Raw genomic sequence first — 10,931 nt, 5'->3', positions numbered from 1 at the left:
TCAGCGACTCCGTATCACTTGTTGACGGAGAAGCCCTGCTGGTCGCCGTACTCGACGAGCTGGTCCTGCCAGTCCATCAGTCCGCTGCCGATGTCCTCGTGGTTGACGAAGGACTGACCGACGGTGTCCGGGAAGACGCTGTTGGCGTAGACCTGGAAGGGCAGGTACTGCCAGCCCGTGCTGACGGTGCGGGACGCTTCGACGAGGATCTCGTTGATCGCCTGCCCGCCGAAGTACTCGGGGGTCTGCGCCAGGAACTCGTCCGACTCGAGGTCGGCGACGGTCGCGGGGAAGCCGCCGGACTGGAGGAAGATGTCGATGCTCTCGTCGTCCGAGTTCAGCCACCGCACGAACGCAGCGGCCAGAGCCTTGTTCTCGCTCTGCTCGAGCACGACCTGTCCGCCGCCGCCGTTCTCCGAGTTGCCGCCCGTGCTGCCGCCGTCGGCGGTGGGCAGGGCTGCGGCGCGCCAGTCGCCCGCGGCCTCGGGCACGGAGGACTCCAGCACGCCGGGCATCCAGGCCCCGCTGAGGAGCGTGGCGATGGTGCCGTCGCCGAGTGCGCGGTACCACTCGTCGCTCCAGCTCGGGATGTCCGGCAAGAGCTCGCCCTCGGTCAGGCGGGACCAGTTCGCGGCGAAGGCCTGAGAGCCCTCGTCCTCGAGGTCGACGGAGATCGTCGTGCCGTCGTCCGCGACCTCGAACGGGCGGCCGCCGGCCTGCCAGATCATGCTCGTCGCGAAGCCGGGGTCGCTGGTGTCGCCGGCGATGTAGGCGTCGGGGTTCGCTGTGTGCAGCTTCTGTGCGGCGGCGTAGTACTCGTCCCAGGTAGTGGGGACCTCGATGCCGTACTGGTCGAAGACGGCCTGGTTGTAGAACATGGCCATGGGGCCGGAGTCCTGCGGCAGGCCGTACAGGCCGCCGCCGATGCTGACCGAGCTCCAGGGACCGGTACTGTACAGATCCTCGAGGTCGGCGAGGCCGTACGGAGTCAGGTCGACGAAGGAGTCGGCCAGCGCGAACTGCGGGATGGCGAAGTACTCGACCTGGGCGACGTCGGGCGCGCCGGACCCGGCGGTGATCGCGTTCTGCAGCTGCGTGTACTCGGTCGTGCCGGTGCCGACGTTCACGACGTTCACATCGACGTTCGGGTAGGCCTTCTCGAACGCGGCGACCTGGGCCTCGGCGGACGGAGTCCATGTCCAGTAGGTCAGGGCGCCGCCCTCTTCGAGGGCCGCGTCCAGGTCGGCCGCATCGGCGTCCGAGTTCGTCGCGCCGCCGGCGGCGGAGCAGGCGGAGAGCACCAGGCCGAGGGTGAGCGCGGCGCCCGCCAGGGTGCCGAAGCGGCCGAGACGCCGCCTGCTGGTGGAGTGAGTCATGGGAGTTCCTTTCGAGTGACTTCGTTGTACGGGAAGGGAGGGGAGGAAGGAGGTGCGGAGGTTCACTGCTTGACGCTTCCGGCGGTCAGACCCGACTGCCAGTAGCGCTGCAGGAACAGGAACGCGATGACGATCGGGACGATCGTGAGCAGCGAGCCGGTGATCACGAGGTTGTAGATCGGCTGGGCTCCGACGCCGGTCGCCTGCGCGCTCCACTGGCTGAGGCCGACCGTGAGCGGATACCAGGTCGGCTCGCTGAGCATGATGAGCGGCAGGAAGTAGTTGTTCCAGGTGGCGACGACGGTGAGGAGGACGACCGTGACGATGCCCGGGGAGAGCAGTCGCAGCGAGATGGTGAAGAAAGTGCGGAACTCGCTCGACCCGTCCATGCGTGCCGCCTCGAGCAGCTCGGTCGGGACGGCCTCGGTGGCGAAGCTCCAGATGAGGTAGAGCGCGAAGGGGCTCACGAGCGAGGGCAGGATGACCGCCCAGGGCGTGTTCGTCAGTCCCACCTGGCTGAACATCAGGAAGGTCGGCACGGCCAGGGCGGTCCCGGGCACCGCCACCGCCCCGAGGATCAGGGCGAAGACGCCCCGCTTCCCGGGGAAGTCGAACTTGGCGAGTCCGTAGCCGGCGACCGTGGCGAGGAGTGTCGCTCCGCCCGCTCCGACGACGACGTAGAGCAGGGTGTTGGCGAACCACTGCAGGAACACGCCGTCGCGGTAGGTGAGTGTCTCGTAGATGTTCTGGAAGAGCGCGAACTCGCCGCCGAAGCCGAGGCCGAAGGTGGAGAGCAGATCGCTCTGGCTCTTGGTCGCGTTGATGAGGAGCCAGACCAGCGGGACCACTGAGTACACGACGAAGACGACCATCATGACGGCGAGCAGGATCGAGCGGCGCGGGCGTCGAGCGCGGGGGCTGGTGCGTGCGTAGGAGACGGTCATCTCAGCGCACCTCGGAGCGCTGTCCGCGCAGCTGCACGATGTAGGCGATAACGGCGGTCAGGAGCCCCATGACGATCGCCACCGTGGCCGAGTAGTTGTACTGCTGGCCTGCGAAGGAGAGGTTGTAGGCGTACATGTTCGGGGTGAAGTAGGTGGAGATCACGTTGGGGGCCAGCACTTTCAGGAGGTTCGGTTCGTTGAAGAGCTGGAAGCTGCCGATGATCGAGAAGATGGTGGCGATCACGACCGCGCTGCGGATGGCCGGCAGCTTGATGCTCCACACCACTCGCAGGCCGCCCGCTCCGTCGAGGTCCGCCGCCTCGTAGATGTCGGCGGGGATGACCTTCAGTGCCGCGTAGAAGATGAGCATGTTGTAGCCCAGGAACTCCCAGGTGACGATGTTGCCGATCGAGCCCAGCACCCACTCCGAGCTGAACGGCTGCAGGATCTCCGCGCCGAGCAGATCGTTGACGCTGCCCGTGAGGCCGAACTGGTTGCCGTAGAGGAAGCCCCAGATCAGTGCTGCCACGACGCCGGGAACCGCGTAGGGCAGGAACAGCAGGATCCGGAACGCGCCTCGGCCGACGAGGTGGGCGCTGTCGATGGCGAGAGCGGCGACGAGGGAGAGCACCAGCATCACCGGGACCTGCACGACGAGGAACAGCGTGACGCGGCCCAGCGACTCCCAGAAGCGCGGGTCCTGCAGGAGGAGGACGTAGTTCTCCACTCCCACGAACGCGTTGCCGCCGACCAGCTGCTGGCGGAACAGGCTGAGGTAGATCGCGTAGACCACCGGCGCGACCAGGACCGCCAGGAACACGAGCATGAACGGGCCGATGAACCCCCAGCCCCGCCAGTCGCGGCGGGCGCGGCGGGCGCTCACCGGTCGGGCTGTCGTCAGAGACACCATCGTCGCTCCTCAGTCGCTGAGATTTTTGGTCACGTGACCATCTGAGTCCGGACTCTAGCATGGAGCCATGAGCAACGAGAAGGATCCCCGTGCGACGCCTCCTCCCGCGGCCCCGGTGCGCGCGGACGACCAGGATGTCTGAGGCGCACCGTCCCGGTGCGACGAGGCACAAGGGACCGTCTCAGAGCGACGTCGCCGAGCGGGCGGGGGTGTCGAAGCAGACGGTCTCGCGCGTCGCGAACGGGGCGCCCGAGGTCGACTCCTTCACCCGGGAGAAGGTCCTCCTGAGCATGACCGAGCTCGGCTACCGGCCCAATCGCGCGGCCCGCGCGCTCCGATCGGGCCGGTACCGGAACATCGGCGTGGTGCTCTCGACCCTTTCCTCGTTCGGCAACCGCCGAACCCTCGAGGCGATCTCCGCAGAGGCCAACCGGGCCGGGTACTCTCTCACGCTCATCACCGTGGACGTCTCCAGCCGGGACGAGACGAGCAACGCCTTCTCGGTGCTCGCCGACCAGGCCCTGGACGGCATCATCATCGTGCTCGAGCAGTTCCACTACCGAGACAACCCGGACGTGCACCTCCCGCCAGGCGTTCCCGTCGTCTCCCTGGACGCCAGCCGGGAGACCAGCCATCCCGTGGTCGACTCCGACCAGAGGCACGGCGCACTGCTCGCCACCCAGCATCTACTCGACCTCGGGCACGACACGGTCTGGCACGTCAGCGGACCGAGCGACAGCTTCGCGGCTCTGCGACGGGAGGCCGCCTGGCGGGAGGCGCTGCGTGAGCGCGGCATCGAACCGCCGGCCACCCTCGCCGGCGACTGGTCGACCGGATCGGGGTACCGCGCCGGAGTCGCGCTGAGAGAGCGGGATGACGTCACCGCAGTGTTCGCCGCCAACGACCAGATGGCGCTAGGAGTCCTCCTCGCCTACCACGAGGCGGACATCCCCGTGCCCGGCCGGGTCAGCGTCGTGGGGTTCGACGACATCGAGGAGGCCGAGGCCTTCTGGCCCCCTCTGACGACGGTCCGCCAGAAATTGATGGAGGTCGGCCGTGTGAGCGTTCGGACACTCGTCGCGGTCATCGAGGGCCGCGAGGCCGTGGATGCTCGAACGACGGTCTCCACCGAACTGATCGTGCGGCGAAGCACGTCGTCCCCTCCTTCGCGAAATGGCAACGCGACCGATCATCGGAGTGGATGAAGCCGTCGGAGCGGCGATTCGAGGTCGACGGCAGGCGGCCGATCGTCGAGTGACGCGAGGTGAGCACACGGCTCATCCGAAGATCCGCGGTGCGGCTGGGTGTGGACCGAGACGAAGCGCTGGCTGGCGTGGACTCGCTGACCAGCGCGCGCCGTCCGGCTCGGCGGCGATCACGAGGGTGCAGCGGTTGGTCGAGGGGATGTGCACGAGCGCGAACCGACGCCCGTGCGAGAAGCTGCCGGTGGGCGGGGGCGTCCTGGTGATCTCCTGCCCGGACGCGGACAGCGACAGTGCGGATCGGCTCAGCATGCTCTCCGCCTGGGACGGCAGCGCGTCCGGATCCGCGGTGGGCGAACGCGGGTGAAGACGCTGAGGGGGGACGACCTGCGCGCCGTCGCCCGATCCCTCTGCTGCGCCGCCTGCGTCGGCGATCAGTCCGCGGCTGCTGCGCCGAGCGCCGCCTGCACCGCGCGGATGCTCGATCCGAGCACACCCGAGGTCAGGAGTCCCGGACCGAGCGGGCCGGACGGGTCCTCGCCGAGGAGCGGCAGGGTCCGCAGCGCCGCCCGCACCTGCCCGCTCATGTGCCCCAGCTGCCACCGGATCTCGGCCTCGCCGCCCTCCCGCGTCGAGGCCAGCCCGACCGCCTTCACTGCGTAAGCGGCGGCGCCGAGCGCGTGAGCTCCCATGTGGGCGACGCCGGACGCCTGTCCCGCCGACCGCGCCGCAGCCTTCGCCGCCGGAGAGATCGCCGACTGCGCCGCACGACCCGCGACGAAGCGGAGCCGGATCTCCCCTGCCGCGTCCGACTCGCCCCGCGAGAAGGCTCGGGCGCGGGCGATGCCGTCCCGTGCCCGGACGTCGTCGGGGGCCTCGGCCTCGAAGAGGGGGAGCACCCTCTCCGCGCAGTCGGCAGCCCACGCGGCGACGAGGCGACGATCGGCTTCGGACAACGACTGCGGGGACATGCCAGCACTCTCGCAGACGGCTCGAGCGTCCGTCCGTCCGGAGCCGCCCGTGGCCGCGGTCGTCGGGGCGGATGTGCCGGTAGCCCGCTCACCGGCGCCCGACCCGCGGAGGGGGCGGCTAGAGCACGTCCTCGATCGCGGCGAACGTCCTCTCCGGGTCCTCGAGCTGCATGTCGTGGTGCACGCCCGGGAGCCGGCGCACCTGCCAGCCCTGCTGCTCGAGCCGGGCGGCCAGGGCGTCCGGCAGCACCGCCGGCGACTGGTCGGAGAGCACGATCGTCGACGGGACAGCCGGCGCCTCGACCGGGACGGGGTGGAAGGCGACGTCCCGGAACACGCCGACGGCCATCCGTGCGTCGAACCGCTTCTTCGCGTCGTCGAGGAGCGCGCGGGTCTCGGGGCTGTAGGAGGCGCGGACCGCGGCGCTCGCCCGCGCCTGTCCGAGCTGGGCGATGCCGAGCGACAGGAGCGGCGCCGCCCAGAACAGCCGTCCGGCCAGGCCGCTCGTCGGGAGTGACAGGGCGAACCCGGGATCGAGGTGGACGGCCCGGCCGGGCGCGAGTGCGGCGACGGCGCGCTGCAGCACCGCGCCGCCGAGCGAGTGGCCGACCACGCTGTCGAGTCCCGCCGGCAGCGACTCGACCAGATCGGCGGCCATGTCGTCGATCCGGTACGACTCCGCCCGGGCGCTCGCGCCGTGCCCGCGCAGGTCGACGGCCGTGACCGTGTAGCGGCCGGTCGCGACGAGCCGCTCGACGAACGGCCCCCAGGTCGCCGCCGACGCACCGAGCCCGTGCACCAGCCCGACGTGTCGCGGTCCGGATCCGGTGGTGATCGTCTGCAGGAGCATCCCCTGATCCTGCCCGAGACGGTGCCCGAGGCCGAGGTGCCCAGCGGAGAGAGCCTGCGGCTGCACGCTCCGCGTCGATGATCGCGCCACACCTCCTGCCAGCGAGGTGCCCGCTCTTGACTCCGTCGACGAGCGCTGAGAAGTTCTCCGGATGCGGAGGGCACCCCGCTTTCCGTCCGAGCAGCCGAGACGAGAGGTCCTCCATGACAGCGATGAGCAGACCCACGGGAACGGTCGGCGGGATCGCCCTCGTCGGGGCGGCCGGTCTCGTCGTCGGCGCGGTCCTGGGCGGAGCCGCCGTCTTCGCAGCGGGACACCTCCTCGACGACTCGAGATCGAGGATCACGATCCAGGACGTCACCCGCGCGGACCTGGACGGCCTCGAGCGGGCCGCCGCTCCGAGCAGGGACGCCTGCGGAGATCGTCGCGGGTGCGTGGAGGGCGTCGACGGGCCCGGGGCGTCGATCCACCGCTACCGCTCCCTCGATCTCGCGCGGCAGGCGACGGTCTACAACACGAGGGACGTCTACCGGTCGGACCGGCTCGTCATCGAGTTCGAACCGGATCTGGGCCCCGATGAGCGGCACGACCTGATCCAGGTGATCGAAGGGACCTGGACCGGGAGCAGCGACTGACGGGCGTGAAGCGAGCCGGTCTCCCGAACCGAGCGGCTCGACGTCCGGCGAAGGGACACGTCGGTCCCGCGCCGCGAGCGCCTCCGCTCACTCGTCGTCGTCGACGAACGGTGGGAACGGTCCGATGTCGCCGGTGCGGAGGTTCCCGTAGTAGCTCGGCACCCAGGCCTCCTCGGGGACCCGTCCGACCACCGGCGACACGATGACGACGTGATCGAGGAACTCCTGCTCCCATACGAGGCAGTCCCGGTAGATGTGCCCGCGCAGCGGCCCGTCCACGTCACGGGCCGGCAGCTCCCTCGCGTGGACGGGGAGGAAGAGCGCGTTGACCGGCGTCATCGTGATCGTGTGGTCGATGTGGGGCTGCTCCGCCTCGACCTTGTCGAGCATCGCGTCGACGAGCTGCTGAACGCCGTTGCTCACCGTCTCCTCACTTCCTCCTCCGGGGGCCTCCCGCGTCCGCGGGGCCGGCCCCGCGACGACCGTATCCATCACGCGCCGCCCGGCTGAAGCCCGTGGCGCGAGCATCGGGGGCCGCGTCGCGAACCGCTCGGACGGCGTCGACGGGCGACCGGAGGACCGGGCCGGTCGACTGCGCGCTCAGCGCCGATCCTCCCCCGGAATGCCCACCGGACAGGGGCCTCCGCAGGGGGTCCGCTCGGGTGCGGTCCGGACCTACGCTCGCCCCATGCACCTCCGCACTGTCGCGATGAGGCCCGGCGCCGCCGCTCTCGGGCCGGTCGGCGCGCCCCCACGGACCGCGCTGGACGACGTGCTCGCCCACCTGGTCGCGGCGCTCGCGATCGGATCAGGCCTGCTGCTGGTGCCGACGGGCGTCGGCGGAGTGCCGCTGCTCGCCACCGGAGCGACCGGAGCGAGCGCCTTCGAGGCCTGGACGCTGATCCGCACCACCGTGGCGCTGCAGGTCGGCATCGCCGTGCTCGCGATCGGTCTCGGCGCCGTGGCGCGGACGCGCGGTCCCGCGGGGACCCGCGCGGAGCGCTGGTGCGTGGTCGCCGCGATGAGCGCCGCGATCGGCGTGGTGCTGCTGGTCGTGCCGCCGATCTGAGGAGCCCCCGGGGAGCGTCGCCCACCAGTCTGTCCGGGTCGCCGCGCGCGCCCGTGACCGAACCGTCACCTCGCGCCGCGCGGCGTGATCGGATCGTTGCAGGATCCGGCACAGGCTGAGGTTCCGCATAGGACACACTCAGCGACAGGGGGCGAGCGTCCCCCGCTCATGGGGAAGCCGACCGCGATCAGCGGCTCGGAGGAAGCAGGAATCGTGCGTTCTGCGCGACGACGCCACGGCGTCACCATCATCACCACTGCGGCACTGCTGGGGGCGCTCGCGTTCCCGTCCGTCGCCCTGGCCACCGAGGTCGTCCCTGACGCCGCCTCGAGCCCCGCACCGGCCGAGCCGGCTCCCACCGCGGAGCCCACCGCCACTTCGGAGCCGACCGCGACTCCGGAGCCGACTCCGACCCCGGCGCCCACTCCGGCTCCGACCATCGCGCCCGTCGAGAGCGCGCAGTCGCCCCTGGCGATCGCCCTCGACCGCACCACCTACGAAGCGGGCTCGGCGTTCTCCGCGATCCCGTCGGCGGAGGGCTGGGCCGGCGGCCTGGACGTGTCCGGGACCGGTTTCCAGCCCGGCACCGTCGCCGTCGTCGTGCTCCGCGACGGCGACTCGGAGGAGGCCGTCACCACCAGCGTGATCACCGCCTCCGGCGAGCTCCGCCTCCAGGACTGGCTCCCCGCCGACGCGGACGGCGTCGCGGTGGACCCCCACCTCCCGCTCCCCGGTGAGACGATCTCCGTCGTCGCGGAGGGACTCGACGCCTCGGGCGCCACTGTCGCCTCCGATGCCGTCGAGCTGACCGTGACGCAGCCCGACACGAGCGTCGTCTTCCAGAACCGGGAGGACGGCGGGGTGCTCCCGGCCGGTGCGGACATCCAGGTCGGAGAGTTCCGGATCTACGGCGTCGTCGCCTCGTTCCGCGGATTCGACCGCGGCGAGGACGTGTCCGTCACGCTCACAGCGCCCGACGGCAGCACCTCCGCCCTCGTGCCCCCCGCGCCGACCCCGCTCTCGGGCGAGGCCTTCGTCCTGCTCGACGCCGACACCATGGCGGACCAGCTGGGCACCTTCACCGTCACCGCCACGGGAGAGACCAGCGGACGCTCCGTGACGTCGTCGCTCGAGCAGGTCCCCTCGCGCACCGCGATCCGGATCTGGCCCCAGGGGGCTTCGCCCGAGCCCGCCCCGGCGGACGGACAGCCCACCAGCGGTGGCGCTCTCCTCGGCTTCGGCGCGGACGAGACCGTCTCGATCGGCGTCTTCTCGACCTCGGGTGCGCGCCAGACGCTCACGGGCGGCGGCTCGAGCCTCGAGGTCGGCGTCGACGCGCTCGGCTGGAGCCTGATCTCCCTCGGCCAGTACCCGCTGCAGGACCCGGCGAGCGAGATCTACTGCGTCATCGCCCGCGGCACGTCGAGCGGTCTCGTGGCGAGCACCTCCTACGACTACACGCTGACGGAGGAGGACCCGATCGCCGGAGAGGCCGACTGCTCCGCCGCGGTCGCCGCCGTCACGGCGCACCCTGCCGGCGCCGGGCCCGCAGTGCACCCGGCCGGCTCCGGACCCGCGGCGCAGACGGGCGGCCACCGCCCCGTCCTCGCCTCGACCGGCGTCTCGACGACCGCGCCGCTCGCCCTGGCCGCCTTCGGCGTCCTCGGCGGTCTCGCCCTGACGGTGCTCCGCCGCCGCCGCGCGTAGACGGCCGCGCACCACGCACGACGAAGGCGCCCGGGCACACCGCCCGGGCGCCTTCGCCGACCCGAGACCTGTCGGGTCAGTCGGACGGCACCGCGCAGGTCTCCTCCGCCGCGGTCTGGCCCGGAGCGTCGACGGCGACGGGAGCGGGATCCGTCGGAGCCGCGCCGCCCTCCGCGGGCGCCTCCGCCGCGGGCGCCTCCTCCGCCGGAGCGTCGGACGCGAGGGTCACCGGCTGGTCGTTGAGGACGCGGTTCATGAGCTCGGCGCCGACCTCGGCGTTCGGCACGACCTTGCCCGGATAGTCCGGGTCGTCGAGCGCCGGGTACTGCACGAACACCATCTTCGAGAGGTCGACGTCCTTCAGTGCGAGGGCGAGCGAGATCATCGTCGCCGGGCTCGTGAGCGACGTCGACAGGTGCACGTTCGACGAGGTCGCCTGCGCGAGTCCGTAGAGGGCGGGGATGTTCGAGAGGGTGTCGGCCGAGCGGACGGTGCGCATCAGCGAGGCCAGGTACTGCTGCTGCGACGAGATGCGGCTGAGGTCGCTCTGGTCGCCGACGCCGTGGCGGCTGCGGAGGAACGAGAGGGCCATCGACCCGGAGACGGTGGAGGTGCCGGCGGGCAGGTCGAGGCCCGAGTCGGTGTCGAGGATCGGACCCGTGAGGCAGATCGGGACGCCGCCGACGGCGTTGCTCATCTCGATGACGCCGTTGAAGGACACCCAGCCGGCGTAGGGCACCGTCAGGCCGGTGAACTGCTGCAGGGTGTCGTTGACGCAGGCGAGCCCGCCGTACTGGAACGCGGAGTTGAGCGGGACGCCGGCGGCGGCCTCGGTGACGACGCCCGTCTCGGGGTCGGTGCACGCGGGACGGTCCAGGATCAGGTCGCGCGGGAAGCTGATCACCGTCGCGCTGCGGTGGTCGGCCGAGACGTGGAGCAGGATGTTGACGTCGTTGAGCGTGTCGTCGCGGACGCCGAACGTGTCGCCCTGCGTGGCGTCGTTGTCGGTGCCGACCACCAGGACGTCGAAGCCGCCCTCGACCGCGCCCATCTGCACGTTCCCGGCGGTGGGAGGAGCGACGCCCAGATCGACCGCGTTGTCGGCGACGTTCCGGCTGATGCTCACCGTCGCGATCGCCACGAGCGAGGTGGCGCTGACGGCGAGGACGCCGACCACCGCCGCGATCCCGACCACCACTGTCCGCACCCCGGACCGCCGCCGGAGCCGCCCGTGCCGCACCGCGCGCTCGTGAACCCTCATGCGCTC

At 71.3% G+C, this 10,931-nt stretch carries 11 protein-coding genes; 4 read left to right on the top strand and 7 right to left on the bottom strand.

What is annotated here, in order from left to right; all coding sequences use genetic code 11:
- Positions 1–14 precede the first annotated feature (14 nt).
- The 3 genes from C5C27_RS06355 to C5C27_RS06345 form a co-directional block, all read right to left on the bottom strand.
- On the bottom strand, positions 15–1,376 hold the full coding sequence (locus C5C27_RS06355) for an ABC transporter substrate-binding protein (protein WP_104313930.1): 1,362 nt from the start codon (positions 1,374–1,376) through the stop codon (positions 15–17).
- A 62-nt stretch (positions 1,377–1,438) separates the two neighbouring features.
- Positions 1,439–2,320, bottom strand: a complete 882-nt coding sequence (locus tag C5C27_RS06350; RefSeq protein WP_104223309.1) for a carbohydrate ABC transporter permease — start codon at positions 2,318–2,320, stop codon at positions 1,439–1,441.
- 1 nt (position 2,321) lies between these two features.
- A complete protein-coding gene (locus tag C5C27_RS06345; protein ID WP_104223310.1) occupies positions 2,322–3,230 on the bottom strand; it encodes a carbohydrate ABC transporter permease in 909 nt (302 codons plus the stop codon).
- A 134-nt stretch (positions 3,231–3,364) separates the two neighbouring features.
- On the opposite strand from C5C27_RS06345, the gene C5C27_RS06340 reads away from it, so the two are divergent.
- Positions 3,365–4,435, top strand: coding sequence for a LacI family DNA-binding transcriptional regulator (locus C5C27_RS06340; protein WP_104313929.1), 1,071 nt, complete (start codon positions 3,365–3,367; stop codon positions 4,433–4,435).
- 431 nt (positions 4,436–4,866) lie between these two features.
- Here the strand turns inward: C5C27_RS06340 and C5C27_RS06330 are convergent, their stop codons facing one another.
- Positions 4,867–5,403 carry a putative immunity protein gene (locus C5C27_RS06330; RefSeq protein ID WP_104238872.1) on the bottom strand — a complete coding sequence of 179 codons (537 nt, stop codon included), beginning with the start codon at positions 5,401–5,403 and terminating at the stop codon, positions 4,867–4,869.
- Between the two features lie 118 nt (positions 5,404–5,521).
- A complete protein-coding gene (locus C5C27_RS06325) occupies positions 5,522–6,253 on the bottom strand; it encodes an alpha/beta fold hydrolase (protein WP_104313928.1) in 732 nt (243 codons plus the stop codon).
- Between the two features lie 212 nt (positions 6,254–6,465).
- On the opposite strand from C5C27_RS06325, the gene C5C27_RS06320 reads away from it, so the two are divergent.
- Entirely contained in the window at positions 6,466–6,888 is a 423-nt protein-coding gene (locus C5C27_RS06320; RefSeq protein ID WP_146079615.1) for a hypothetical protein, read from the top strand.
- An 87-nt stretch (positions 6,889–6,975) separates the two neighbouring features.
- Here the strand turns inward: C5C27_RS06320 and C5C27_RS06315 are convergent, their stop codons facing one another.
- Positions 6,976–7,311 carry a hypothetical protein gene (locus C5C27_RS06315; protein ID WP_104255926.1) on the bottom strand — a complete coding sequence of 112 codons (336 nt, stop codon included), beginning with the start codon at positions 7,309–7,311 and terminating at the stop codon, positions 6,976–6,978.
- Between the two features lie 265 nt (positions 7,312–7,576).
- Between C5C27_RS06315 and C5C27_RS06310 the strand changes: the two genes are divergently transcribed.
- Positions 7,577–7,957 (top strand): hypothetical protein, encoded by a 381-nt coding sequence (locus C5C27_RS06310; RefSeq protein ID WP_104313926.1) that lies wholly within the window; start codon positions 7,577–7,579, stop codon positions 7,955–7,957.
- A gap of 168 nt (positions 7,958–8,125) precedes the next feature.
- Positions 8,126–9,664: a hypothetical protein gene (locus tag C5C27_RS06305; RefSeq protein WP_104313925.1), complete on the top strand. Its 1,539-nt coding sequence runs from the start codon at positions 8,126–8,128 to the stop codon at positions 9,662–9,664.
- 76 nt (positions 9,665–9,740) lie between these two features.
- Here the strand turns inward: C5C27_RS06305 and C5C27_RS06300 are convergent.
- The coding region (locus C5C27_RS06300) for an LCP family protein (protein WP_104313924.1) at positions 9,741–10,931 on the bottom strand (1,191 nt) is incomplete at its 5' end.

This window comes from Rathayibacter sp. AY2B7 (assembly GCF_002931635.1).
Lineage (GTDB): Bacteria > Actinomycetota > Actinomycetes > Actinomycetales > Microbacteriaceae > Rathayibacter.
This window is presented reverse-complemented; position numbering and strand designations above follow the sequence as displayed.

What these genes read in the sequence shown, in the direction of transcription:
- C5C27_RS06355 (WP_104313930.1), bottom strand. Translation starts at nt 1,376, where the DNA reads ATGACTCACTCCACCAGCAGGCGGCGTCTCGGCCGCTTCGGCACCCTG.
- C5C27_RS06350 (WP_104223309.1), bottom strand. Translation starts at nt 2,320, where the DNA reads ATGACCGTCTCCTACGCACGCACCAGCCCCCGCGCTCGACGCCCGCGC.
- C5C27_RS06345 (WP_104223310.1), bottom strand. Translation starts at nt 3,230, where the DNA reads ATGGTGTCTCTGACGACAGCCCGACCGGTGAGCGCCCGCCGCGCCCGC.
- C5C27_RS06340 (WP_104313929.1), top strand. Translation starts at nt 3,365, where the DNA reads ATGTCTGAGGCGCACCGTCCCGGTGCGACGAGGCACAAGGGACCGTCT.
- C5C27_RS06330 (WP_104238872.1), bottom strand. Translation starts at nt 5,403, where the DNA reads ATGTCCCCGCAGTCGTTGTCCGAAGCCGATCGTCGCCTCGTCGCCGCG.
- C5C27_RS06325 (WP_104313928.1), bottom strand. Translation starts at nt 6,253, where the DNA reads ATGCTCCTGCAGACGATCACCACCGGATCCGGACCGCGACACGTCGGG.
- C5C27_RS06320 (WP_146079615.1), top strand. Translation starts at nt 6,466, where the DNA reads ATGAGCAGACCCACGGGAACGGTCGGCGGGATCGCCCTCGTCGGGGCG.
- C5C27_RS06310 (WP_104313926.1), top strand. Translation starts at nt 7,577, where the DNA reads ATGCACCTCCGCACTGTCGCGATGAGGCCCGGCGCCGCCGCTCTCGGG.
- C5C27_RS06305 (WP_104313925.1), top strand. Translation starts at nt 8,126, where the DNA reads ATGGGGAAGCCGACCGCGATCAGCGGCTCGGAGGAAGCAGGAATCGTG.